At 50.8% G+C, this 25,934-nt stretch carries 17 protein-coding genes; 10 read left to right on the top strand and 7 right to left on the bottom strand.

All coding sequences use genetic code 11. The features are described from left to right. The gene (locus GC090_RS15220; protein WP_262959937.1) at positions 1–912 is read right to left on the bottom strand and encodes a glycosyltransferase family 2 protein; all 912 of its coding nucleotides are present in this window, start codon (positions 910–912) and stop codon (positions 1–3) included. Then, positions 909–1,268, bottom strand: a complete 360-nt coding sequence (locus GC090_RS15215) for a GtrA family protein (RefSeq protein WP_262960084.1) — start codon at positions 1,266–1,268, stop codon at positions 909–911. Before GC090_RS15215 ends, GC090_RS15220 begins: the two co-directional genes overlap by 4 nt. An 857-nt stretch (positions 1,269–2,125) precedes the next feature. Between GC090_RS15215 and GC090_RS15210 the strand changes: the two genes are divergently transcribed. Then, positions 2,126–3,727, top strand: coding sequence for an ArnT family glycosyltransferase (locus GC090_RS15210; RefSeq protein WP_324020298.1), 1,602 nt, complete (start codon positions 2,126–2,128; stop codon positions 3,725–3,727). Positions 3,728–3,757: 30 nt separating this feature from the next. Here GC090_RS15210 and GC090_RS15205 read toward each other — a convergent pair whose 3' ends face one another. After that, positions 3,758–4,201 carry an ECs1072 family phage-associated protein gene (locus GC090_RS15205; protein ID WP_039342951.1) on the bottom strand — a complete coding sequence of 148 codons (444 nt, stop codon included), beginning with the start codon at positions 4,199–4,201 and terminating at the stop codon, positions 3,758–3,760. Positions 4,202–5,534: 1,333 nt separating this feature from the next. Between GC090_RS15205 and GC090_RS15200 the strand changes: the two genes are divergently transcribed. From GC090_RS15200 to GC090_RS15180, 5 genes are all read left to right on the top strand, one after another. Further along, positions 5,535–7,190 (top strand): ShlB/FhaC/HecB family hemolysin secretion/activation protein, encoded by a 1,656-nt coding sequence (locus tag GC090_RS15200; protein WP_324020296.1) that lies wholly within the window; start codon positions 5,535–5,537, stop codon positions 7,188–7,190. Positions 7,191–7,244: 54 nt separating this feature from the next. Then, positions 7,245–17,723: a hemagglutinin repeat-containing protein gene (locus GC090_RS15195; RefSeq protein WP_324020294.1), complete on the top strand. Its 10,479-nt coding sequence runs from the start codon at positions 7,245–7,247 to the stop codon at positions 17,721–17,723. Beyond that, a complete protein-coding gene (locus GC090_RS15190; protein ID WP_324020292.1) occupies positions 17,710–18,171 on the top strand; it encodes a hypothetical protein in 462 nt (153 codons plus the stop codon). The genes GC090_RS15195 and GC090_RS15190 overlap by 14 nt, the downstream gene beginning before the upstream one ends. Further along, positions 18,152–18,493, top strand: a complete 342-nt coding sequence (locus GC090_RS15185) for a VENN motif pre-toxin domain-containing protein (protein WP_324020290.1) — start codon at positions 18,152–18,154, stop codon at positions 18,491–18,493. Before GC090_RS15190 ends, GC090_RS15185 begins: the two co-directional genes overlap by 20 nt. Before the next feature lie 84 nt (positions 18,494–18,577). Continuing rightward, positions 18,578–19,099 carry a hypothetical protein gene (locus GC090_RS15180; RefSeq protein ID WP_324020288.1) on the top strand — a complete coding sequence of 174 codons (522 nt, stop codon included), beginning with the start codon at positions 18,578–18,580 and terminating at the stop codon, positions 19,097–19,099. Positions 19,100–19,602: 503 nt separating this feature from the next. Here the strand turns inward: GC090_RS15180 and GC090_RS15175 are convergent. Then, a complete protein-coding gene (locus tag GC090_RS15175) occupies positions 19,603–19,773 on the bottom strand; it encodes a SymE family type I addiction module toxin (RefSeq protein WP_324020287.1) in 171 nt (56 codons plus the stop codon). 135 nt (positions 19,774–19,908) lie between these two features. Here GC090_RS15175 and GC090_RS15170 point away from each other — a divergent pair, with 135 nt between their 5' ends. Beyond that, a complete protein-coding gene (locus GC090_RS15170) occupies positions 19,909–20,307 on the top strand; it encodes a hypothetical protein (RefSeq protein WP_289366137.1) in 399 nt (132 codons plus the stop codon). 15 nt (positions 20,308–20,322) lie between these two features. Beyond that, on the top strand, positions 20,323–20,715 hold the full coding sequence (locus GC090_RS15165; RefSeq protein WP_324020285.1) for a hypothetical protein: 393 nt from the start codon (positions 20,323–20,325) through the stop codon (positions 20,713–20,715). A gap of 178 nt (positions 20,716–20,893) precedes the next feature. Here GC090_RS15165 and GC090_RS15160 read toward each other — a convergent pair whose 3' ends face one another. Further along, entirely contained in the window at positions 20,894–21,049 is a 156-nt protein-coding gene (locus tag GC090_RS15160; protein WP_162835481.1) for a hypothetical protein, read from the bottom strand. Positions 21,050–21,331: 282 nt separating this feature from the next. Between GC090_RS15160 and GC090_RS15155 the strand changes: the two genes are divergently transcribed. Then, positions 21,332–22,960: an ABC transporter substrate-binding protein gene (locus tag GC090_RS15155; RefSeq protein WP_324020282.1), complete on the top strand. Its 1,629-nt coding sequence runs from the start codon at positions 21,332–21,334 to the stop codon at positions 22,958–22,960. Positions 22,961–23,229: 269 nt separating this feature from the next. On the opposite strand, the gene GC090_RS15150 is transcribed toward GC090_RS15155, so the two are convergent. Continuing rightward, complete coding sequence (locus GC090_RS15150; protein ID WP_324020280.1) at positions 23,230–24,774, bottom strand: methyl-accepting chemotaxis protein; 1,545 nt, start codon at positions 24,772–24,774, stop codon at positions 23,230–23,232. Between the two features lie 12 nt (positions 24,775–24,786). Next, positions 24,787–25,056: a hypothetical protein gene (locus tag GC090_RS15145; RefSeq protein ID WP_324020278.1), complete on the bottom strand. Its 270-nt coding sequence runs from the start codon at positions 25,054–25,056 to the stop codon at positions 24,787–24,789. Positions 25,057–25,194: 138 nt separating this feature from the next. On the opposite strand from GC090_RS15145, the gene GC090_RS15140 reads away from it, so the two are divergent. Continuing rightward, positions 25,195–25,902 carry a DUF1868 domain-containing protein gene (locus tag GC090_RS15140; RefSeq protein ID WP_324020277.1) on the top strand — a complete coding sequence of 236 codons (708 nt, stop codon included), beginning with the start codon at positions 25,195–25,197 and terminating at the stop codon, positions 25,900–25,902. The last annotated feature ends 32 nt before the right edge of the window (positions 25,903–25,934 follow it).

Genomic DNA, 25,934 nt, shown 5'->3' with positions numbered 1-25,934 from the left:
TTACTTTTTTAGTATATAACGCGGTCGGTTCTTACATTCAATGTATATTCTGCCAATATATTCACCCAGAACGCCAATACCGATTAACTGAACGCCGCCGAGGAAGAGTATTGATACCAGAATTGAAGGATAGCCTGGTACATTATTGCCAAACAGCATTTTATCCAGAATCATCCAGGCACCATAAAAGAAGGATAATCCAGCAACGATCAAACCGATGTAGGTCCACATACGGAGTGGAAATGTTGAAAAGCTGGTTATGCCTTCGAGAGCCAGATTCCAGAGTTTCCAGCTATTAAACTTCGAACCGCCAGCAACGCGTTCTGCACGAACATACTCTACAACGTCGGTTTTACCCCCCACCCACGAAAGAATCCCTTTCATAAATAGATTTCTTTCGGGCATCTTTTTTATATTTTCTACAACATGTCGTGACATCAGACGAAAATCGCCTACATTTTCCTCAATCTTAGGGTTGCTGATTTTATTGTGTAGACTGTAAAACCATTCGGCGGTCTTTCTTTTTAGTCTTCCATCTGTCGACCGGTCGGCGCGCTTTGCCAATACAATATCAGCACCATCCTGCCATTTCGCGATCAATAAAGGGATGACACTGACAGGATCTTGTAAATCTACATCAATCGGGATAACTGCATCCCCTGTAGCATGCTCAAGTCCCGCGAAAAGTGCGGGCTCTTTTCCAAAATTCCGGGTAAAAGTGAGCGGGACGACGAGGGGATCGGAAACCGCAAGCGCATTGATAATAGCTTCTGTTGCATCCTTACTACCATCATTGATAAAAACAATTTCAACTGTATGTTTTTTTAATGACTCAAAATCACGAACAGTTTTATAAAAAACAGGAATAGCGTCTTCTTCATTATAAACAGGGACAACCAACGATATCTTCATTTTGAATCTCTGAACACGATATATTTAGAATAAAAGAAACCACAGATCAGGCTAATCATAGAGAATATTACTAATGTGTATAAAGGTGGAAGCATACTTTTATCAGATATCCAACCGACAAGAGAGGCGATTGAACCCATAAATAACACGTAGATCATGTAGCGAATCGTCGATGCCTCAGAACTGAATGTCCATTTTGCATTAACAAAAAATGAAAAAGTGACTGCAACACAGAAACCCCCAAAGTTAGCGAGGGTTTGTGACGAACCTGTAGCATAGAGGCTTGAAAAAACCACCCAATGAATCAAGGTGTTAAGAATGCCTACTGAGAAATATTTTGAAAAAAGCGTTATCATCATCACCACCATTTGAAGTTAGCCGATCTTATCCATCCTGAGCCACAAGGCAACAAATCTCTGGTGAAAAAAAGATAAAGGCGTGAAAATCAGCTGGATCTCCATAAACCCCGGACTTTCAGACAAATGTGCATTATAGAGAGAACCTTCCAAAGATCAGCTTTTTTGCCTTTCTGACAACCGCTCCTCTTGCTTAAGCCATCCTTATGGTCTTACGTGCCAGCCTTAAAGGAGCTGATGATGCCGTGAGATATAACCTGATCTGTACAGGATGCTTGTGAGTGAGACAACTGAGTAGTTTTACAAGCACCGACGTATTGAACGCAATTGTAAACAGAATGAAATGATGAATTATCGACCATGTGGCATTAGATACGTGGCATAAAGGATTTTTTGCGAAAGTGTAAAGTGTTGATTTGTCGTTTATCTCGCCTTCTTTATCTTATTTAATGTCGAATTCTTATCCGAAAACTCATTATTCAATCTCCGTACTTCGCCCGGACCGTTTTGAGTTGAGTTTTGTTACCTGAGCGGTACTGTAGGCGCTGACATAACGATAGTAATGAGACTGCTGTATTAGGTTGGAAATGTGCATGAACTATTAAAGGCTAACGGGCTGAAGAAAGCATTCTCTCAACCTGAAAGTAGTCAGAACAAGCGAGTAACGCGTGAACACAAAACATTTTCAGGTTATTTTTCCTGCTACACGGGCCGCTGCCCCGGATGCATTTATACCTCTGACATCCACAAACAGCAGCGACACTCGCACGCAGCGTATTCCGATCCTCTTTCCTCTTGCGCAGCAAATTCCCTTATTTTTATGCTTTATTATTTTTAGCTGCTGGTTATTACCAGGATTGGTAGGACATGAACCCTGGAAGCCTGACGAAGCTTATACCTTTGGGTTAATTCGCCACATCGCGCAGACCGGTGACTGGGTAGTGCCTACGCTGGCAGGTGAGCCTTTTATGGAAAAGCCGCCGCTCTATTTTGTGGTGGCGTCGTTTTTCCTTCGGTTGTTCAGTCCGTTATTAGGCGAGCCGGATGCAGCGCGTCTGACTACGGGCTTCTTCATCCTGATCGCCTGTTACGCTATTGCACTATCTGCCAGAGAGTTACTGGGTAAGGGCGCCGGACGCTGGGCTGTTCTTATTCTCTTTGCCTGTGTCGGCTTTCCCATTCGGGCGCACCAGATGATTACCGATACGGCTTTGCTGGCGGGCGGCGCCATCGGCATTTATGGTTTCGTGTTGGGGATTCGACGCCATGTTGCTGGCGGCATTGTACTGGGCGTGGGCGCTGCCGTTATGTTTCTCTCAAAGGGGCTACTGGGTCCCGGGATTCTGGGAGTAACGGCAATGGGGTTACCGTTGCTCAATACTGAATTTCGCAACAGGCGCTACGTCATCTTTTGTGCCATTGCTTTTTTGGTTTTTTGCCCGCTGGTCGCGCCCTGGCTTTACGCGCTCTGGATGCGTTCAGAAAAGCTGTTTTCAACCTGGCTTATGGTGAATAACTTTGGCCGATTTGACGGTACCGCCAGACTGGGTCCGAAAGCGAAGCCGTTCTTTTATCTTAAATTGCTTCCGTGGTATGCATTTCCAGCGCTTCCTATGGCGGTATGGTGGTTATGGCGCAGCGGGGCAAACGGCATTAGCCCGGCAGTCAAAGTCCTGTTGACGTTTTTTGTGGCAGGGTTTGCTACATTGTCTGCCGCCGCAGATGCACGCGAACTCTATGCCATGCCGTTGTTGCTGCCACTGGCAATATTAGCGGCGGGGGCGTGTCAACGAAAAGCAGAGTGGGCTGAAAAATTGCGGCCCTGGTCTCTGGGCCTGTTTTGTCTGCTTCCTGCGGTGATGTGGGGCGCGGGGATCATACTGATAACCGGTTGGCCTGTCCCGTTATGGAATAAGTGGGTGGCGCCAGGCGCACCTGGATTTATGCCTGAGTTCCATCCGCTTATGTTTAGCGTGGCACTGCTGGTTACCCTGATGATGAGTGGCATCGTATTTTTCCATCGGGCAGCGCGACAAAGCCCCTTATATATCTTCACCAGTTGTATAACCCTGTGCTGGGTGTTGGCCATGACGCTTGGCATGCCTTATCTGGATTATACGAAGCGTTATTCAGACGTCTTTATCCCGATGCGAGCCTGGCTGCCTAAAGATGAGTGCGTAGCCAGTCGGCACCTTGGCGAGCCGCAGCGCGCGTTACTGGAGTATTACGACGGCTTAGTCACGCTAAGGGAAGGAAAGCACAGAGGTGCGTTTCGCTGTCACTGGCTTCTGGTACAGCACGATAAAAAGCATCCGCAGGAATTTGTGGATGGCACGCTTGTCTGGCAGGGGGAAAGACCAGCAGATAAAGAAGAAAGTTACCAACTTTATCGGCTTGATGGCCAGGACATTTTTTCTTTAGCGCCAACTGTGCCTGGGATAGTCTCACAGGCACAGTGATATCACCTACGGCATCCTGTTACGTTTGTCTCAGGGAAGGGACAGATGTACCTCGTTTTCCTTAGGTGCCCAGTCTCTGTCTGAAAACTCATCAAGGGGATAAGAGACATTTCGCAGTCCCTGCGTGCCCAGAAAGTTTCTGACGCCCTCCTGTAGATTGCCATCGCGAAACAGTTCTGCGATAACAAAAAGTGCATCAGAAAGTGAAAGGGTTCTGATTTGTGCCGGTAACCAGTTCGTGCGCGTAAAGATCAAATGATAAAGCGCTTCTTCGCCGGATAACGGGAAATAACGCGTGCCAAATTGTTTACGATGTTTATCCAAAATGATTTCAAGAATAAATATCTGCGCGGTGCGTTGTTTCACCTGGTTAACCATCAGATTATCGGAATGGCTCATATCCAGCGTTGAGGCATCATTGTTCTGCTTAACGCGCGTTTCGATAGCATTCCAGAGGTTGTCATACTGATTCATAGCTTGCCTTGTCTGAAGTTAACGTTTTCATAACAAAGTTAGCAGAAGTCAGACGCAGGGCAAAGAGCGCTGACCTGAACATCGCAGACCTTCCGTTAAAATTTTCATGTCGTTGCACGTTCAGATACCGCTTAGCGCTGTGACTCTGCAACGAAGAGATAAGGCAGAGCAGGTAGAGGGCGTTATAATATTGACCAAAATGGCCACAAATGGCCATATCGTGGATTTCCCGCGCAGCTAATGGATGACACCGGATGTCGTCAGGCAAAGGGCACAAAAAGCAACGCTGAATGCAGCAAAACCAACCAGACCTATTACGACGAAACCGAAATTTCTCATATCGACCTCCACCGTGTCCACATGGCACCTTACAATCATAAGTCTGGTGGGAAAATAAGTATATACTGTAAAAAAAGACATAGGAAATATTGCTGTGATATTCAATAAATAGTCACTTTCAGCGCTGGCAGACTGTTTTCAAATTAATCATGAGTGCCATTTTTTTGCTATGATTTTTTTGGGCGATTTCGCATTAAAAATTTCATGTTCGTTCATAAATTGGCTTTGCCTGTTTAAAAATAATAGTTACCGTATATGCTTTGACGCTTTCTTACCGACGGATAAATATTTTCACCGTGATTTCATCTCTTTCCCGGAACTAGTTAAAATGTAAAAACGGCAATCGGGATATCATTTTTTCATAATTTTTTAGTAAAAAAGCGATATAAGTAGTGTCATTTCCTTTACTCCCAATAGTCATCCCCTCCAGATATAATTAGCGCTTTGAAGATTAACACAATAACGATGTAGCAAAACCTGTGCTGCCAAGGTTAATTCTACCCCTGTTTAATCATCACTCGCTGTCGTGATAATGATTAACGCATCTGGGGCACAATTTTTATCGTCGATAAAACTGACTTAAGACAGTTTTTCATTCTGTTTTACTGCAGATGGTAGCCTGGCTCGTCGTTTTTAGTTTCGGCAAAAATTGTCATTTGATGCCCAACTCTAAAACTGTGCTTATCTTTCATTAGTATTTGAAATTATTTAATTGCCTGTTATTTAAGGTCTTTTCTGGATATGGGGTTGCGGAAGCTTTTTGTTACAAATCCATACAGAACCCAGCAAACGCTTGAATAGTTTTTCTTCACTCATCAGGAACCCTTAAGTCATATCTTGTTTTTTTTAAGACTAACGTTAATAATGCGCATCTTTGTTACATATTATTACTATTTATAAAATGAACGTTAAGGTTAAAAGGACTTTTCTTATTGTGCCAGGGGTAGGGGCAGGGTTGGCGAGTAAGTGGTTTTCATCTTTACTATTCTCCCTGATGTTCTTACCTGCGCTTGTTTATGCAGCAGAGGATGGCGCATTAATCGCGGCCTCCGACATAAGCGCAAATGAACAACTTCGCCAGCAGGCGCGTGAGCGTGCTCAGCTTGAGCAAAATACACCGCATGCAGATATCCGGCTTGAGCGTCCGGATGCCGTTTTGCCTGATTATCCCCCTAATGAAAAACCTTGCTTTGTTATAGATACCATCGCGTTGCAGGGTGAGGCTTTACAACAATTTCAGTGGGCGTTGAAATCCGTAGCCGATACCAGAGGCCGTTGCCTGGGCGGTCAGGGCATCATGTTGATTATTAAAAAAGTCCAGAATGCGATTCTGGCAAAAGGCTACGTTACAACGCGGGTCATGGCTCAGGAACAAGACCTGACAAAAGGCCTGCTAGTGCTTACGGTACAGCCGGGCAGAGTGGCAAAAATTCGTTTTGGCAATGATGTCTCCTGGCGTGGCAGGCTCTGGAATGCTGTGCCTGCCTCGTCTGGCGATATTCTTAATCTGCGTGATGTTGAACAAGGCCTTGAAAACTTTAAACGTGTTCCCAGTGCAACAGCAGATATCAAGATTGTTCCCGGAGAGCGGGAAGCAACCAGTGATTTAGTGGTGAACTGGCAGGAAACACGACCTGTCAGATTAAATATTGGTCTTGATGACAGCGGTTCCCAAAGTACCGGTCGCTATCTTGGGACGGCAACGCTTGCTGTGGATTCTCCCCTGGCGCAAAACGATTTATTTTATGCCAGCATCGGGAAAAACATGTTTGAGCAGGGGCCATTTGGCAACCGTTCCCATGCCTTGAATTACTTCTTTCCTGTAGGTTACTGGGCGTTCTCTGCGAACTATAACGACTACACCTACCACCAGAACATTCCCAACGCGAATGAGATCCTGAGTTACGACGGAAGAAGTGAAAACGTTGTCCTGACGGTTTCCAGGCTGCTTTATCGCGATCAGTCCAATAAAACTACCCTCAACATGCGTACGTATCGCCGTCGTTCCTCAAACTCGGTTAATGATATTGAAATAGATCAGCAGAGACGACGCACGGCAGGTTGGGAGTTGGGTGTAAGTCAGCGCAGTTATCTGGGGAGCACTACCCTGGATGCCAGTATTAACTGGCGCCGTGGTACGGGTGCCTGGGGGGCAACGCCAGCCCCTGAAGAATCAACCAATAGCGGCAGTGCACGTGCGGGCATGTTGTTCGGTGATGTTGGTCTCAATCATCCCTTTTCTTTGGCGGAACAACCTTTCCGCTATTACACAACGATACGGACTCAGTGGAGCAGCAGCGCGCTCACGCCTCAGGAACGGCTGGCGATTGCCGGGCGTTATACCGTTCGGGGCTTTGACGGCGAACAGATGTTGTCAGGAGAAAAAGGCCTGATCTGGCGCAATGAATTAGGCTGGAACGTTTTCGCAAGTGGGCATGAATTTTATATTGCTGCCGACTATGGACGGGTCGATGGCCCGGGAACGCGTTACCTGGTTGGTCATCAGTTGGCAGGAGCGGCAGCAGGTATCAGAGGCACCCTGATTCAGCGCGTCAGTTATGACCTGTTTACGGGCATTCCTTTAATGAAACCCGACGATTTTCACACATCAGGCGTAACAGCAGGATTCAGCATTAACGTCGAAATTTGAGTCGATGCCTGTACTGACACCAATGACATCCTCATGGATTTGAGAAGCTAAAACATGAACAAACACTGCTACCGCATCATTTTCAGCCGTACTCACGGCGAACTCCGTGTTGTCTCTGAAATTGCCCGCAGTTGCAGTAGTGAGCCTGGACAGACGCGTGGAACCGGCACTGCTCGCGTTTGGGTTACTGTCCGCCGACTGGGCTGGCTGATGAGTCTGGTGCTGTTCAATCAGCAGGCATTAGCTGAAGGCATTGTTGCCGACACTAACGCAGCAACTGGCATGCGTCCTGAAGTCATTAATACGCAAAATGGCCTGCCGCAGGTCAATATTACGACACCTAACCAGGCGGGTGTTTCGCATAATCAGTACAGCCAGTTCGATGTTGATCAAAAAGGCGCCATTCTCAATAACTCACCAGTCATGACCTCCACTCAAATGGCAGGGATGATTCAGGGGAACCCCAACCTCAATCCTGGAAATGCAACTGCCCGGGTGATTCTGAACGAGGTTAACAGCACCAATCCCAGTCAGCTTCGTGGCTATATGGAAGTGGCGGGAGGACGTGCGCAGGTTATTGTCGCGAACCCTTCCGGTATTGTTTGTAATGGCTGCGGAACGATCAACGCAGGCAGAATGACACTCACGACAGGTAAACCACAGTTGAATGCTGATGGCAATATTGCGGGCTACCAGGTCGAGCGAGGTGTAGTAAGCATTGAAGGTGGTGGGCTTAATGGCGATCCCCGTCATGATACTGAATATGTTGATGTTCTGGCGCGAGCCGTTAATGTGAATGCCGGTGTCTGGGCGAAAAAAAAGATCAATGTTGTCGCCGGAAAAAATACGGTTAGTGAAGATGGAAATACCGTGACGCCTTCCAGCGCGCCAGACGGCACCAAGCCTGAACTGGCAATTGATATGGGTGACATGGGCGGCATGTACAGCGGTCAGATTCGTATGATTGGCACCGAGGCCGGGGTCGGTGTACGTAATCAGGGCGGGCAATTGCAGGCTGGCCAAACCCTGACTGTCAGTAGCGAAGGCCGATTGGTATGGCAATCCGGTAGGCAGGAAGCTGTTACCCAGGCGGGTGAGTCAGTCACTCTTGTCGCAAGAGACACGATTGAACACGCCGGAAAACTTCATAGTGACGGTACACTTACAGTGCAAAGCCGCACGGGCGCAATTAAACAGTCAGGGACGATGGCCGCCACAGGCGATGTTCACCTGACCGCAGCGGACAGCATTGAAAACACGGGCCATCTGCTGGCGGGCAGTGACGTCAACAGCACGCTGACCCGGGAAGCCAACCTCACCTTAAGCAGCGAGGGCACTATACAGTCCAGCGGTAGTCTGCTGACGAAAAAAAATCTTAACCTGTCAGGTAACCGCGTCGATCTCGGGCAAGGACAACTTGTCGCAAAACAGACGACGGTGAGTGCTAAAAAAGGCGGTGTTGGCTTAAAACAGGCACAGGTCGACAGCCAAAAACTCGATATTAGCACTACAGGTGATATTGATGCCCGCCAGGCACAGATTAAGGCAGGGCGCTGGGACGTCAATGCAGACAATCTGTTTAATCAAAAGGCGGTCTGGTCACAAGTGGATGCCGGAGAAAGCCGTTTTACACTTCAACATCAACTCGACAATACGGGCGGTGCGGTTGAAGCACAGAGCCTCCTTCTTGATGCAGGTGGATTAACGAATCAGGCAGGAAGACTGGTTTCGCTTGACGGTAGCAATCAGCAGTGGCGCATATCAGGCGTGCTGGATAACACGGCAGGTGAACTGGGCAGCAATGGCAACCTGTCGGTAAGCACGGGAAGTCTGATTAACCATGATGGAACAGTAAAAAGTCTGCTTTCGTTGCAGGTTGATGCTCAGAACAGGCTTGATAACAGTGAAGGTAAGCTTCTGGCCGCGAATAATGTGACGCTGCGGGCAGAAAAACTGATTAACCAGGCCGGTATAATTACTGGTGATGCAGTAAAAATGACCGCCCGGCAAGTGGATAACGTGCACGGTCAGATTGCCAGCCAGCAAGGTCTGGAAATGAACGCACAACAAAGCCTCGACAATCAGCAGGGCGTTATTGCTGCCGGTAAGAATGCCGACATTCATACGGAAGGAGCCTGGAACAATCAGGGAGGAACTGTACAGAGCGAGACGCAGTTAAACCTGTCTGCAGGCGATTTTAATAACGATCAGGGCAAGACATTGTCAGGTAACCTCCTCACCTTTGATGCCGGTGAAATCAACAACCATTCAGGTGAGATAAGCGGTAACGCGGTGCAGTTGAGCGCGCTGAATCTGTTAAATGATAAAGGTAAAGTTATTGGTACCCATTCAGTCGACCTGAATGCGAAAACGGCCCTGGATAATTCACAAGGGTTGATTGCCGCAGGCCAGACAGTGACCCTTTCCACCGAAGGCATGCTGAGCAATCTGAACGGCGGCATCAGCGCAGCCGATATCGATCTCACCGCAGGTCAACTCGACAACACGCAAGGAAAAATCATTGCGGAAAAAGGCCTGAACGTGTGGGCTCAGCGCGCTCTGGATAACACTCTCGGTTTGCTTGAAGCGGGTGAAACGCTTGAGGTCAGTACCCAAGGTAACTGGAAAAACCAGCAGGGCACGGCGCAAGGCGGCAAGGCCGTTATCGCTGCCGCGCACGATTTTGATAACACGGGCGGCAGGCTTCAGTCTGGTGGGACGCTGCAGTTTGACAGTGTCGGCGATGTCATCAATCAGGGTGGGAAGCTGACGGCACAGAAAGACCTGACGTGGCGTGGCACAGCCAACAGCCTGTTCAATAACGATGACGGTTCGTTGCAGAGTGGGAACAGCCTGTCCGTAACGGGAGGCCGGTTGACTAATCGCCAGCAGGGCATTGTGCTGGGGCAGGACGCCCTCTCATTTGATTTAGCGGCCGCTCTTGATAATCAGGACGGTCAACTGACAGGCGGTGGTCAAACGTTACTGCGAGCAGGCAGTCTTACGAATGCTGGCGGCAAGATCAATTCTCTTGGCAGTCTGGAGATGCAGTTCAGTGGTCAGTTGGACAACAGCAACGGTCGTATTTTCAGCCAGCTATCCCAGAAGCTGACTGCCGGTAATATTGCCAACGAGCAAGGCTGGATAGGAAGCCAGGGAGAATGGCGCGCCACTACAGGTCATTTCGCTAATACGCTGGGCAGTGTGCAAAGCGAACAATCGGCATGGCTTAATGCGACCGCGTTGAATAACCAGCAGGGGCTGGTGCAGTCTGCTGCTGCGTTGACGATGAGAGTGACACAGGGAATAGACAATCGCGCGGGTAAAATCAGCGCCCAAACGCAGCTGGATGCACGCGGTGATGATAACGGGGCGAGCACGGGTGCCATTAATAATGCCGGTGGTCAGTGGCTGGCGGGCGAAGTGTTAAACCTTGCGGCACAGATGCTGGACAATACCCAGAATGGCCTGCTGTATAGCCAGAAACAGCTTCATCTTCTTTTCAGTGACACGCTGAGTAATCAGCAGGGAAAAGTGCAGAGCGGAGAAAGCCTGACACTCACTGCACAGTCATTGCAAAACGATGCTGGATCGATTGCCAGCCAAAAGCAGTTAACGCTCAATGTGACGGGTGAGCTAAGCAACCAGGGCGGCACGTTACGCAGCAATGGTGTCCAGCAGGTCAGCGCAAATCATATCAACAATCAACAGGGCACAATCAGTAGCCTTGACGATCTTGGCGTCAACGCCACGCAACTTGATAACGCAGTGGGCACCCTGATAAGCCGGGGCACAGGCATTTATCGTATTGATACGCTGAATAACCAACAGGGCAAAATTCATAGCGGCAGCGGCATGACGCTGAACGGTAACGTGGTCAGTAACCAAGGCGGCCAGTTAGTTTCGACCCAGGATATGATCATCACGGCGGCGCAAATCACCAATGCCAGCCGGGGAACAATCAGCAGCCAGGGGGCGCTGGATGTGCAGGGCAGCACACTGGATAACCACGACGGCGGCCTGATTCTGGGCACCACGCGCACGGGCATCTCGGCCAGCGAGGTGAATAACAGCACAGGCCGACTGCAAAGTGCGGGGGCCATGACGCTGGCAGGGCTGTCACTGCTGGATAACCGCCAGGGCAGCATCGTAGCAAATGGACCACTCAATATTAATAATGGCAGTAATGCGCGTTTTGCCCGACTCGCTTTCTCCGCGCCTTCATTAGCTGTACTGAACCAGAACGGCGTTGTGCAGAGTGGCGCAACGATGGCGGTTAATGCGCGTACCCTGGACAACCAGGGCGGAAAACTGCAAAGCCAGCAGGATCTTACGTTGGGCGTACAGCAGGATTATGTGCAGCGGGCGGGTGATATTTTAACCAGTAATGGCACGCTCACGATGTCGGTTGCGGGCATATTTACCAACCTGAACGACTGGCTGCTGCCTGGGAACCTGAACCTTACCAGTGCGCATTTTACTAACCCGGGCACGCTGGTCAGTAAAATCATGCAGATTACAACAGGACAGTTCACCAACCGTGGCCGTGTTGAAGCTGATACGATGACGCTTAACGTCGACATGCTGGACAACCCCACGGCGGTGATGGGCGACAACATCACCGTTAACGCACGCATTATTGATAACTACGGCGCGGGTGGGGTTATCGCGGCGACCCAGTTGCTTAACCTGCGCGGCAACGAGCGGCTGACGAACCGTGACGGGGCGTTGCTGTTCAGCAGTGGCAATATGCAACTGGGCAGTAACGACCTGATTGAAAACCGGGCAAGCGCCCTTGAGGCAAGTGGCGATCTCACGGTAAACGCACAACGTTTAATCAATCAGCGCATCGGGTTAAATATCGCCCGTGATGCAGAGTCTGAATCGTATAAATGGCATCGTTATAACTATTACTGGCGCTCCTATGACTCGCCTGTAAATAATGATAAAAATACGATGGCACCCGTTAAAACCTCCTTAACTTTCCAAAATGAATCAGCGGCGAGCAGCAATATTTACGGCACCATTATGGCCATTGATGCGAGTAGTAGCCGTGCTCAGGTACGAGTGAAGGACGCAAGAGGGCAGCTCACAGACTTGTGGGTCAACTATCTGGCCCTGACGCCAAATGCTGATGGCAGTTATGCCATGACTTTTTATGCTACACGAGGTTTCAGACAAAATTATGTGCCAACGCCATATCAGAACACGGTGTGGCGTGAAGTTGACCAAGGCCGTCTGGAACAGTGGGATCCGACAAAACACATCGATATCTACGCGGCGCCTAACGTCAACGATTATAACAATTTACGTGAGCGTACAGTGACTGGATCACTGACGCGTGACCGGCTCTTGTCTGAAGGTACAGGGGCACGCATGCTGGCTGGGGGCAATATGGCTCTGCATGTTGGCGGTCAGTTGCTCAACGACGCGAGCGTCATTACAGCAAATGGCAATCTGGGGATTGACGGTGGCGGTAGTGTCGATAACCGAGGCTATTCGGTCAACGAGTACCGAAGCGAAGTTATTGTGGACCACTATGACAGAGACACAAATCACTGGTACCCCACGTCTCATTACGATGGAACTACAGCGATTCAGACCATTGATGGCATCATCTCTGGCAATGGACAGGTAAGCATCACAGGAACGAGCATCTCGAATACCACTGTCAATCAGGCACAAATCAGCAGCGTTGAGGCGGCGCTTAAGGCCGTGGATGCAGAGCGGGCAGAATGGGAGCGCAATCCACTGGCGTTTAGCGTGAGTGGCGCAGGTGGACAGCATGCAGATACTCAGCTGTTACCTGCCGGTCAGGTAAATGCAGGTCAACCTTCCTCGTTTGGGCGCCCGTTGCTTCCGGCGGAACTGGCCTTCACGGCCAGGCAACACCTGGCAAGCGTGGCAACGAACATTCCTAATAATGGCCTGTTCCGCCAGTTTCCGGCAAGCGGTAGCCCTTATCTGGTGGTTACCGATGCGCGCTTTACCAGCCGCACCCGGTTTATCAGCAGCGATTATCTGCTTTCACGCGTGGGTTATGACCCGGCGGCCGTGCATAAGCGTTTAGGGGACGGGTTTTATGAGCAAAAACTGGTACGAGATCAGGTGTTGAGCCTGACCGGACGCCAGTCAGTGCACGGTGAAGACGCAATGGCGCAATATCAGGCGCTGATGAATAACGGCGCGAAAGTGGCGCAGGACTTCAGTCTGGTACCCGGCATAGCCTTAACGCCCGAGCAGATAGCTTCTCTGCAGCAGGATATTGTCTGGCTGGTGAGCGAAACGGTCAATACAGAGAATGGCCCGCAAACGGTATGGGTGCCAAAGGTCTATCTGGCCCAGTCCACATTGCGTCTCACCGGAGAAGGGGCACTGATTGCGGGTGGCGGTTTGCAGCTTTCTGCTAACAGCGTCACGAATGCCGGTAATCTGCTGGCAGACAAGGCACTGAGCATTGATGCTGCAGCGTTTTCTCACCAGAGTGGTGATATCAAAGCAGAAAGTATTAATGTGCATGCGGACAGTCTGAGCATGAGCACCAATCTGCAGGATGCATTGCGCCAGGCCACAATGAGTGCAGGCGATATCAACCTGAGCGGTAATGATATTCGCCTGCAAGGCGCGAAGGTGACTGCAACCAATAACCTGGCGCTTAGCGCACGTGACAACCTGGAAATCAGTGCTGCGAAAAGCAGTTACAAAGCGGATGTTAAGGTCATTTCCGGTGCAATGGGTAACCGAAGCAGTGCAGGAATGGAAGCAGCAGGAAACCGCATGGCGCAAGTCAGCGGTGAATGGCAGCTAGCCCAGGGAAGCGAACTGAATGCGGGCGGCAATCTGGTGATGAAAGCCGGTAAAGACATCACGCTCCAGGGCAGTCAGGCACAGGCTGGCGGGAAAACGGCGCTTCAGGCGGGTGGCAATGTTCATATACAGGCCGATAAAACTACTAACAGTACCCATCTTGAGGCGAACAGCCGTGTTTCTTCTGTCAGCAACAGCCGTGAAGAAGATAAGCTTTACCTCAGTACGCTGAGTGGCGATAAGGGCGTGACGATTATTGCGGGCAAGGATTTGCTTGCCGAAGGTGCGCAGATTGACAGTAAAGCAGGGGCCATTGGGATTGGTGCGAAAAATATCACCATCGAAGATGCCCGACGCTCAACACATGCCTACGATAATGAGCAGTCGAGTAACAAAAAACATACGCGTATAGAAGAGACTTCAAAAGAAGACGTGATCGGCAGTACGCTCAGTGCACAGCATGGTATTACAACGATTGCTCGCACGGGTGACATCACGGTGACTGGCAGTACCCTGCATAGCGAGGAGGGGGCAATCGCTATGCAGGCGAAACACGACATCACGCTCAATAGCGCGACGGAGCGTGAATCACGTTATCTGGATGAACGTTCTCAGAAGAAAGGTTTTCTGAGCAAGAAAAGCAGTCATACGGTGCAGGACGATCGCGTGACGCGTGAAAAAGGCACGCTGATAAGCGGCAATAGCGTCAAGATTGATGCTGGAAACGATCTTAATGTGCGGGGTTCAGCAATTGCCTCCGACCAGAATGTGGATTTACAGGCGGGTAATAACGTCGATATTTCTGCCGCAACGGAAACCGGTTATCACTATCTGCTTGAAGAGAAGAAAAAGAGCGGCCTGATGGGCAGCGGGGGGATTGGCTTTACGGTGGGCAAGCAGTCCACACGTCATGAAGTGAATGAAGACGAGATCGTTCAGAGCCAGAGCTTCAGCACCATCGGCAGCAGCCAGGGGAACGTTAACATCACCGCAGGTAATAAACTGCATATTGGTGGCGCGGATCTGATTGCCGGTAAAGACCTCAACCTGAGCGGCGACAGTGTGGATATTGACTCTGGTTTCGACCGCACCAACCGCACGGAAACCTTTGAGTCTAAGCAGAGCGGCTTTACGCTGGCGCTGTCAGGAACCGTGGGCAGTGCCCTGAACACGGCCGTCAGCGTGGCACAAGAGGCACGAAAAGAGGGGGATGGCCGACTTCGCGCACTGCAGGGAACCAAAGCCGCGCTGAGCGGCGCACAGGCCGCGGCGGCTTATGAGAACGACAGCGCTATTACCGAGGCGGCAAACGCCAAAAATGCAGCGGCAGGTATCGATCCCAGTTCTAAGGATGCGGCTCAGGGCGCGACAAATACCGTCGGCATCACGCTTTCATATGGTAGCCAGTCGTCGAAAAGCGAGTCTCACAGCCAGAGTAGTCAGGCGCAGGGAAGTACGCTCAACGCAGGCAGAAATATCGCCATCACAGCGACCGGTAAAAACAAAGGCGAACAGAGCGGTGACATTACGCTTGCCGGTACCCAGATGAAAGCAGGCGGGGAGATGACGCTGGATGCGGCCCGCGATATCAACCTGCTGTCATCGCAGAATACGCAGCAGACCGACAATAAAAACAGCAGTAAAGGCGGATCGGTCGGCATCGGCATCGGTGTGGGATCGGGCGGCTATGGCATCACTGTCTCTGCCAGCGTGAACAGCAGCAAGGGGCGTGAAAACGGCAACGCGCTGACGCACAATGAAACCACACTGGATGCAGGTGGCGGCATCAGTCTGAGCAGTGGCCGCGATACCACCCTGAAAGGGGCGCAGGTTAACGGTGAAACGATCAAAGCGGATGTCGGACGGAATCTGACGCTTACCAGTGAGCAGGACAGCGACCGCTATGATTCCAGACAGCAGAGTGCCAGCGCAGGCGGCAGTTTCACGTTTGGTTCCATGACGGGCTCGGCGAACGTCAACGTTTCCAAAGACAAAGTCCACAGCAATTTCGACTCGGTTAAAGAGCAGACGGGCCTGTTTGCCGGTAAGGGCGGCTATCAGATAACCGTCGGTAACCACACGCAGCTCGACGGGGCTGTCATTGCCAGCACGGCGGATAAAGACCTCAACGTTCTTGATACCGGCACCCTGGGCTGGAGTGATATTCAGAATCAGGCCGACTATAAATCCGAACACCAGAGTGCCGGTTTTAACAGTGGTGCACCTGTTGGCGCTAATATGATAAGCAATATGAACGCGCTGCCGATCTCGGCGGCGGGCAGCAGCGGCCATGCGGAAGGCAGTACGAACGCGGCTGTCAGTGCGGGGAGCGTCATCATACGCAACAGGGATGTGCAGCAGCAGGATCTGTCGGGCCTGAGCCGCGATACGGAACACGCCAACGACGGCAGTATCAGTCCGATTTTCGACAAAGAGAAAGAGCAGCGCCGCCTGAAACAGGCGCAACTGGTTAATGATGTTGCCACTCAGGCCCTTGACGTTTACAACACCTACGAAGCCACCCGCGCCACCCGGGCCGCCACGGCCAGTCTGGCAAACACTGATTCGCGCACTGTGCTGGAAGCGCAGGCAAAGGCAATGCTGGATAAAGCGCATGAGCGTGATCCGAAAGTCGACAACGGCAGACAGGCGGTGGTCAGTAAGGCATGGCAGATGGCCTACGATCAGGCGATTGTTCAGCAGGGGGCGGACATGGGCGGAAGCGTCCGCACCGGCGTGAATGCGGTGGTTAATGCTCTGCAGGCACTGGCGGGGGGCGACATCAGGGCGGCACTGGCGCAGGGCGCCGCACCTTATCTGGCCGCGAAGGTCAAGGAACTTACCACGGATAATGCGCCTTACAGCGAACTGACAAATACACAGAAACTGAATAACCTGATGGCGCACGCGCTGCTGGGCGGCGTGGTGGCAGAGCTGAGCGGCGGCAGTGCCGCAGCAGGCGCCACCGGCGCGGTAACGGGGGAACTGGCGGCCCCGGCCATCGCGCTGGCGCTTTACGGCACGGCAGACAGCAGTAAACTGAATTCTGACCAGAAAGCGAACCTGAGCGCGTTGGCGACGCTTGCCTCGGGAATAGCAGCAGGCGTGAGCAGCGGGAACACGGCGGGTGCGGCAACGGGCGCGCTGGCGGGTAAGAATGCGGTGGAGAATAATTCCTTCAGTGATGGCTGGAATAATATATTGCCATCAGGAGGTATGGATTACGGTAAGGCAGTAAAATCCTGGAACCAGTATGCGGAAGCGAATGATCTGACGCCGGAGCAGAAACAGGCGGGTCTGAATCGTATTGCTGTTGGCGAAGGGCCTTCTTGGGGTACTGAATATAAGGTTAAACCTAATGGAAAAATTGAGGTTTCAGGTGGTGTGGGACTTGCTTTGAAAGGAGGATTTGAGATTAATAATGATTACTTCTCTATTTCTACAGGATACACTAAAGAATTTGGTATTAAGGCTGGAGCTTCAATCGGTATTGACTTTGGCCCATATTTTCCAGGATTATTTGGAGGCTTAAATCGTGATTATTCAACTAGCGTAGGTTTTGGTCCCGGTTCTGTAGGAATGTCTGGCGGAAAAGATGGCATTGGTATCTCATTTTCTATTGGACCAAGTATCGGTTTTACAGGTTCTACTACTGGTTCTCATGACGAAAAAATAGATCTGAACGGTGATTCCACTAAGGAAATATATCACTATGATTTCAACTGATATTATTTTTAATGCATCATCATTTATGTTATTGCTTTTTTTAATTTTATGGGGAGGGTGTTTTTTCATTTTTGTTTATAAGAATCTTGGTGGCGCTAAGATAGGTAAGGATTCCTTACTCTATTTCAATTACATGTTTTTTAAACGAGATTTTTTATCAAATTGCGCATTGGTTTTTCTGGTTCTTGGATATATTTCGGCAGCGATAGCTGAATATAGAAGGAGTAGCGATAGCTTATTGTTGATATCTAATTTGTGTGGAGGGAATTCATTTCTTCTCTTTGCACTCTATGGAAAGTATTTTCACCAAGGATTAACTGATGATGAAAGGCCATTTTATTTTATTAAGGTTTTTTTGACAAAGTCAGACCTGTCTTTTGGCTCAATTTTTCTTTGGCTGTCAAGGCTGGCGTATATAACATGGCTGATTGTATTTATTAGCAATTAAACAATGTAGCGGAGAAAATTTTCTCAGTTCTAAAGAAGTTCGTCAGTTCGATAAGGAAATGCAGGCCTGCAAAGCATCCGGAGAAGACTGTACTAAGGTTGCTGAGTACATTGAAATTAGCAATAAAAACAGTAAAGAAATTCAGGGAGCCTTTACGGGCGGAGGTATTACCTGCATTACCAGGAAGGAATTAATAAAGGATTCGAGCAAAGTTGCAAATGATGCCAACCCTCCCGGCAGTACGTTGGCGGCGGCAACGGGCGCGCTGGCGGGAAAGAATGTGGTTGAGAATAATGCGCTGAGCGATATTGCGCAGGCATAGTCTGAAGGCAAGACGCTGGAGCAGAAGGCGAGTGAGTACGTTGAGGCCGAAAACGAGCGCTACAAGAAGGCAAACTGCGGCGGAATGAGCGCCGAAGCCTGCTCTGTGAAGATGTACACAGAGCGGCGCGAGGTACTGAAAGAAATGGCCTCAACTGGTGTGAATTTTGTGCCGGTTGTGGGTGATATAAAGAGCTTTGCGGAAGCGCAGTCGGCTCTTGATTACCTTGCCGCTGCAATCGGTTTAATCCCTGGCGCAGGTGATGTGGCTGATGTATCGAAGCTGATTAATAAGGCAAGCGATGAAGTATCTGCAACACTCCCTATGGGAAGTAAACGCAATCCGATGAATAAACCAAACAATCTATCTTATCAACCTGTAAGAAATCAACCAGAAACGATTAGTAATCGAGAATATTCAGGACATGCTTTAGATAAAATGCAGGATCGAGGAATAACTCCTTCTGTGGTCGAAAATGCGATTAAAAATGGTAAATCAATGCTCAGCCGTGGTGGGATAACAGGACATTTTTATCCTGAAAGTAAAGTGTCTGTGGTAACGAATGAATCTGGAAAGATGGTAACGGTTAAATATGGCGACAAGTAAAAAGAATGCTATTTGCGAATGTGCGTTTAGTTCGTTAAATGACGTTATTAACTTTGCAAAGTTTGTCAGTTATGCGGAAGATCTATCTCAGTTGAACGAGCTGTTTGAAGATGAAAAAAGCATAGATGATTACCAGCAAATATGGTTTTAATTGGAAATCGTCAATGCACTTGCTTTTTCAGAATGGGAAAACGAAGGACGTCCTGTGGACTGGAAATCTCGCTGGGAATCAGAATATAAACAAGACGCTTCCGAGCTAATTGCTGAGTTACTAAGATCATTGAAGTAAAAACCCCAGCCAGTAAGGGCTGAGGTTTTTACTTCAGAAGCAACCGCTTAGCCCAAGCTGTGCCACTCAGTTACCCCATCAAGGATCTGGCGTGGCCGCTTCTGCTTGCGGGTCTGGAGCTTTTTACAGGCCTTACGCAGTGTGGTCACCACTTTCGGCTCGGCGGGAAGCTCCGGCTGCGGCTCCTGACGGGTCATAATCAGGCATTTCTGCATCACCCGGACGTTAACCGAAGTCCCTGTCCCAATCCGACCTCTTCCAGCCAGTGGCACTTCAGCATGATGGATGGCAGTTGCTGATACTTCGCATCACTGACATAACCCACAGTATCACAACGGGGTATGGACGTGGCGGCCGCTGGCTTATGATGTGTCTCAGCCATCATCAACTCCTCGTTAGTAGGTTGTGGTCAGCGCGTTGTTAGTGTTAGCGCACCTTCAGCCCGCGCTCATATCAATCCTTCTATTCAGCCGTACCTCTGCCAACACGTTCAACAGCCTGAGTAATCTGGCTTCTGACGATGATCGCATCCAGCGCCGCCTTAGCGACTTCCCGATCTTCTGCTGTCATTGCCAGCACGGCGGACAATTACCGCAACGTTCTTGATACCGGCACCGTGGGCTGGAGCGATATTCAGTATCAGGCAGACTATAAATCCGAACATCAGAGCGCGGGTTTCAACACCGGCGGCCCTATAGGTTCTAATCTGTTAAGCAACGTCGGCGCACTGCCCATCAGTGCTGCCGGTGGTAGCGGACACGCTGAAGGCAGCACAAAAGCGGCGGTCAGCGACGGCAATATCATTATCCGCAACCGGGATGCGCAGCAGCAGGATCTGTCAGGCCTGAGCCGCGACACGGAGCATGCTAACGACTGCAGCATCAGCCCGATTTTCGACAAAGAGAAGGAGCAGCGTTGACTGTAGCAGGCGCAGATGGTCAACAAGGTTGCCATCCAGGCGCTTGACGTTTACAACACCCATGAAACCGCACGCGCCACGCGTGCCGCCACGGCGAGCCTGTCGGATACGGATACGCGTACTCCGCTGGAGGCGCAGGCGAAGGCAGTACTGGATAAAGCGCATGAGCGTGATCCGAACGTCGACAAAGGCAAACAGGCGATGGTCAGTAAAGCATGGCAGCTGGCCTACGATCAGGCGATTGTCCGGCAGGGCGCGGACATGGGCGGAAGCGTGCGCACCGGGGGCAGCGCTGTCGTTAATGCCCTGCAGGCGCTGGCGGGCGGTGACATCAGGGCGGCACTGGCGCAGGGCGCGGCCCCTTATCTGGCCGCGAAGAACAAGGAGCTTACTACGAATTTTGGGTAGTAATATGTGGGTATTTTCATTTGGGTGCCTTGCTTTATTTTTTCACAAAGAATTAATAGTATTTTTTGTCATTAATCTAAGCGTCAGAGCGTAATGTAACAAAGCGGCGTATTATTTCTGAAAGCAATAACCTCTAATGACTGGAAAACAGCCTCTTTAAGAGGCCGTTTTACATTACTCAGCCGTGCGGGCTACCGCCCGGACCACCACCGGGTCCGCCGCCCGGTCCCATATGCCCTGGGCCGCCACCGCCCGGTCCCCAGAACGGCCAGACACAGCCCGACAGCGCCGAGACGCTGGCTAACGCAATCACTAACAGGATGACTTTTTTCATACAGGCTCCAGATTGATATCCTATTACTCTATCAATTTGGCTGTGTCGAGGTGTGAAGCGGGTGAAAAAGGGTTGCTGGCATAGCGTAAAAGTTCTGTTAATCGCAACGGGGCAGACGGCACAGCCCGTTTGTCATTTTGCATCAAAACTGTGCAGTGATAACGCTTTTTACCACCTGACCTTTGGCAGACTGGCGCAGTACAGCGCCTCGCCTCTGGCCCATAAATTGCAACATTGCTGGCGCGAAGTCACATAATAATTTATCCAACAGGAGTCAGACGAATGCCAGTAAGCCGTTCATATGCTATCCGTTTATGTGGGCCGGTTATTTTTACAGGGCTGCTATCTTCCTTTCCCGCCATAGGGGCAAACGTGCCAGCCGGGGTGACGCTGGCTCCCTTACAGGAAATCGTGCGCGGTAACGGTGACGAACCTCCCACTCTGGATGTTGAAAAAGCGGAAACGAATGACGCCTTTGCGATCCTTTATGACCTGTTTGAAGGACTGGTGCAGACTATGCCCGACGGTAAGGTGGTGCCCGGGCTGGCAGCCTCATGGGAAACGGCGGATAACAAAGTCTGGACCTTTCACCTTCGCCCGGATCTGACCTGGTCCGATGGTTCGCCGCTGACCGCACAGGACGTCGTATTTAGCTGGCGTCGTCTCACCGATCCCAAAACGGCTTCGCCTTATGCCTCTTTTGCCAGCTATGCCCACATCCTCAATGCGGATGCGGTGACGAGCGGAAAAAGCCCGACTGACAGTTTGGGAGTTAAGGCACTGGACGACCATACCGTTCAGGTCACACTCGATCAGCCGGTGTCGTATTTTTTGCAGTTTGTCGCTCATCCTTCCCTGTTTCCTATTAGCGCAAATAATGTCAAAAAGTTTGGAGAGGCCTGGTCACGACCCGGCAATATGGTCAGCAGCGGAGCGTTTAAGCTGGACCAGTGGGTGGTAAATGAAAAAATTACGCTTGTCCGTAACGATCGCTATTGGGATAACGCACATACGGTAATTAACAAGGTCACTTTTTTACCCATCCACGATCTGTCTGCGGAGCTTAATCGCTATCTTGCGGGCGGCATTACCATCACGGACAACATTCCAGCCGTTGACTTTTCTCGTATGAAAAAAGAACGGCCAAAAGAGGTGCGCAGTACACCGATATACAGCGTGTTCTATTTCCAAATCAATAACCGCAAGCCGCCCTTTACGGATGTGCGTGTGCGGCAGGCGCTCAACCTGGCGCTGGATAAAACCATTATCGCTGATAAAGTCATCGGTATGGGCCAGCAACCGGCCTGGGCTATGCTGCCCTTATCTATGGGGGAGGTGACGCTCAAGGCACCAGCATGGGCGGGCTGGACGCAGGAACAACGGGTGAAAAAAGCCCAAGCGCTGCTCAGTGAAGCCGGTTATTCCGCCAGCCATCCTTTAACTTTTACTCTGCTCTACAACACCAATCAGGATAATCAACGTATCGCGATCGCTGCCGCGTCGATGTGGGGGAAAGTGCTGGGCGCCCGGGTCACTCTGCAAAACCAGGAGTGGAAAACCATGGTGGATAATATGCATCAGGGGCAGTTTGATCTGGTGCGCTATACCTGGGGCGCCGATTACAGCGAACCGTCTACTTTCCTTAACACCTATCGTACCGGCGACAGTCAAAATACGACGGGTTATGCCAGCCCGGCCTTTGATGCCGCTGTAAAAGCCGCAGGCATGGATACCAGCCCGGATGCCGTGACCCGGGATTATCAAAAAGCCAGTGATATTATTGCTAATGATACACCAGTCATTCCGGTCTTTTACGGCGCTCTGAATCAGATGGTCAGTCCAAAAGTAGGCGGCTACGCGCCATCGCATCTGCGTTTCTACTATACCAAAGACCTGTATCTGGTTAAGTAACGTAGTCTTTGCGTGTGATGTTCTCAGCACAACGAAAATGTCCGGGGTCGCTCATCGGCCCCGGCGAATGTAAGCGACATGAAGGTAGCGAACGTGGCTGCCCGGTCCCGCACTTACTTAAAACCATAACAGCATGTCCGATATTCACTGTTGGTCAGTGCGATGTTTATACAAATGAAAAAAAGCCCGGCATCCGGGCTGGTGGTGATACGATAAAGAGGGCGGATTGCTGCCCTCAGGCGAATAACCGTCTCGCCGCGTCATGATAATCAGACCCGGAAGGTTTCCACCATGCCCCGAAGCGCATGGGCCTGAACTGACAGGGACTGTGACGCGGAAGAAGACTCTTCTACCAGTGCTGCGTTATTCTGCGTCACGCTGTCCATCTGGCTGACCGCCACGCTGACCTGAGAAATACCCTGCATTTGTTCTGAAGAGGCCAGCGACAGGTTGTCCATTGCGCTGGCAAGCTCTCCGACCATGCCGACAATCTTCATGATGCTTTCGCCCGTGCCTGACGCCACTGCAACACCGCTTTCAACCTGGCTTACGGCCTGTTCAATTAACGTTTTGATATCGCGGGCTGCGGTAGCGCTGCGCTGCGCCAGCGTTCGGACTTCGCCCGCCACCACGGCAAAACCGCGTCCGCCTTCTCCGGCGCGTGCCGCTTCCACTGCCGCGTTGAGCGCCAGAATATTGGTCTGAAAAGCGATGCTTTCGATTACCGCGGTGATGTCCCGCACTTTGGTCGCGCTGATGGCAATCGCGTTCATGGTATCCGACATGCGATTCATATCCGTTTCGCCGGAACGGGCAAGTCGGGCGGTTTCGCGCGCGGATTCAGCCGTCTGCTGCGCACCAGCGCTGTTGCTTTTCACCGTGGCTGTGAGTTGCTCCATGCTGGCGGCAGTTTCCTGCAGCGCGGCGGCCTGCTGCTCGGTGCGTGAGGACAGTTCGGTATTGCCCTGGGAAATTTCATCGGCGGCCTGAGCAACAGTAGTAGAGGCATGTTTAATCTGCGACACCAGGCCGCGCAGATTTGCCTGCATGGTATCCAGAGAAGCGAGCAGACTGCTCCTGTCGTGGCGGCGTAACGTAACGGACGTAGTCAGATCACCCGCCGCAATCGCGGCGGCCAGCTGCTGGGCCTGAGCCGGCTCTCCACCCAACTGCGCCATCAGTTTCCTGCTCATTAACACACAGATCACGGCGCCAGAAATCAGGGACGCCAGAACCAGAAAAATAAAGATCTTAATGATGCGGCTGACAGAGTCATTGCTCTTCTCTGCCGTTTGCTCTGCAAAGGCCCGCTGCATCTCGGTCAGTTCATTAAGGCTGCCAATAAGGATTTGCTGGGGCGGGCGGACAACATTGGTCAGATAGTCCGCCAGTCCGGTCAGTTGCCGCTGTCTGCCCATTGTGGCCGCTGCCGCCAGGGTGGTAAGTGCGGCGTTTTCATTTTCCTGCACTTTTTTAAGCAGGCCGAGCTCTTCGGGGTTTTTGTTGATTTCAATCAGCGAGGCCAGTTCAGCGCGTTTTTGTGTATAAACGGCCTTCTGACCTTCGAAACGGCCCCATTCATTCTCAATGGCTTTGGGATCAGAAAACAGGGCCATGTTCCTGACTTCGACCAGCATATTTCGCAGAGCCGTTCCCGCATCATTCGCCAGCGTGACTTTTTTCAGATTAGTGTTGACGATTTCGTTGATATTTTTTCGGGCTTCAAGCAGATGATTCAGTGCAACCCCAGAGCTAATGACGAAAAACAACATTAAAAAAGCAAATCCAGCAGATAATCGCGTCGATACTTTCATTTTTCACCCCAGTTAAGATTTTATATGGCCCATGATGTTTTCGGCAAAAGCCTTCCGGGCATAAGCGGTAAATGGCGTGAAATTTGTTGCAGAATGAAACTTCATCGCACGCGCGTGCGACATGGGTAGCCAGCACAGGAATACAACGTCTGTCCGGCGCAGCAGGGTAAAGAGACATAAAATTTTAACAGTCTTTGCGCGCCCCTTTCCGCTGCTGATATGCAGCCACCTTGCACGACGGCGCTCGTTGCCTGCTTCGGGCAGCGCAATAAAAACGGTCATGTTTCGGCATTATTGTCATAAGCCCGTGAGGCCACACTTTTCAGGCGTGGACGATCATGTTGTGCGGCGCTGTCTTTTGTTGTGCGAAGCACGCGCGCCTCAAACGCAGGCATTTATCCATTGATTAGGGCAGAAGCTATGTCAGAAGTGCTTGAGTACGACGGCTGGAAAGAGAATGCTATCGGTGAAAAATTTGCGGCTGATGGTGCATATTTGCCTTTCAGAGGTAACACGCTCATTTGCCAGCTGGATCAGGGAAGCGAAATCGTTAGCGTGATCTCTGAGATGGTGGAGGCCATGAAGGCGGAAGGACTGGTACGGTGTTATACCTTTCTGCCGTCGGCGAGCTACCACATGACCGTCTTTAATGGTGCGAATGACAGGGCGCGTTATTTGCCGGCCTGGCCCGCAGACCTGAGCCTCGATGCGCCCATGTCGGCGTGCGATCGGTTATTTGCCCAAAAGCTGACCGACTTTAGCGTAACTGAATTTCCCGTAAAAATGCGGATTGGGGCTGTTGTATTAAAGCGCGGCGTCTCGATCTCGTTGGCACCAATGAATCAGGCGGAAGAAACAAAAATTCGCGGGCTGAGAGATCGTCTCAGTCATGTCCTGCGCTGCAGACGACATAATCATGATGTTTACGAGTTTCATATCAGTGTGTCATATCTGATTAACCCGCCGGTCGCCGAGGAGTGCCGCCTCCTTCAGAGGTTAAGAGCGGTTTATCTGGAAAAGCTTATGCGGGTTTCTCCGATCATTGAACTGAATGCACCGGCGTTTTGCGTGTTTGAGGATATGACGGAATACAGACCGGTTTTCCGGCTGTCGTCGTCCATTCAGTAGGGCAGGAGAGGTTGACGTTAAAGCGGACTGCC

The sequence above is a fragment of the Pantoea sp. JZ29 genome (genome assembly GCF_035190385.1).
Taxonomy (GTDB): domain Bacteria; phylum Pseudomonadota; class Gammaproteobacteria; order Enterobacterales; family Enterobacteriaceae; genus Pantoea; species Pantoea stewartii.
The sequence above is the reverse complement of the archived record's forward strand: the minus strand, read 5'-3'. Positions and strand labels throughout refer to the sequence as shown.

Bases quoted from the DNA above. Each gene is read 5' to 3' on its own strand.
- GC090_RS15220 (WP_262959937.1), bottom strand. From the start codon at position 912: ATGAAGATATCGTTGGTTGTCCCTGTTTATAATGAAGAAGACGCTATT.
- GC090_RS15215 (WP_262960084.1), bottom strand. From the start codon at position 1,268: ATGATAACGCTTTTTTCAAAATATTTCTCAGTAGGCATTCTTAACACC.
- GC090_RS15205 (WP_039342951.1), bottom strand. From the start codon at position 4,201: ATGAATCAGTATGACAACCTCTGGAATGCTATCGAAACGCGCGTTAAG.
- GC090_RS15200 (WP_324020296.1), top strand. From the start codon at position 5,535: ATGTTCTTACCTGCGCTTGTTTATGCAGCAGAGGATGGCGCATTAATC.
- GC090_RS15195 (WP_324020294.1), top strand. From the start codon at position 7,245: ATGAACAAACACTGCTACCGCATCATTTTCAGCCGTACTCACGGCGAA.
- GC090_RS15190 (WP_324020292.1), top strand. From the start codon at position 17,710: ATGATTTCAACTGATATTATTTTTAATGCATCATCATTTATGTTATTG.
- GC090_RS15180 (WP_324020288.1), top strand. From the start codon at position 18,578: ATGAGCGCCGAAGCCTGCTCTGTGAAGATGTACACAGAGCGGCGCGAG.
- GC090_RS15175 (WP_324020287.1), bottom strand. From the start codon at position 19,773: ATGATGGCTGAGACACATCATAAGCCAGCGGCCGCCACGTCCATACCC.
- GC090_RS15170 (WP_289366137.1), top strand. From the start codon at position 19,909: ATGATCGCATCCAGCGCCGCCTTAGCGACTTCCCGATCTTCTGCTGTC.
- GC090_RS15165 (WP_324020285.1), top strand. From the start codon at position 20,323: ATGGTCAACAAGGTTGCCATCCAGGCGCTTGACGTTTACAACACCCAT.
- GC090_RS15160 (WP_162835481.1), bottom strand. From the start codon at position 21,049: ATGAAAAAAGTCATCCTGTTAGTGATTGCGTTAGCCAGCGTCTCGGCG.
- GC090_RS15155 (WP_324020282.1), top strand. From the start codon at position 21,332: ATGCCAGTAAGCCGTTCATATGCTATCCGTTTATGTGGGCCGGTTATT.
- GC090_RS15150 (WP_324020280.1), bottom strand. From the start codon at position 24,774: ATGAAAGTATCGACGCGATTATCTGCTGGATTTGCTTTTTTAATGTTG.
- GC090_RS15145 (WP_324020278.1), bottom strand. From the start codon at position 25,056: ATGACCGTTTTTATTGCGCTGCCCGAAGCAGGCAACGAGCGCCGTCGT.
- GC090_RS15140 (WP_324020277.1), top strand. From the start codon at position 25,195: ATGTCAGAAGTGCTTGAGTACGACGGCTGGAAAGAGAATGCTATCGGT.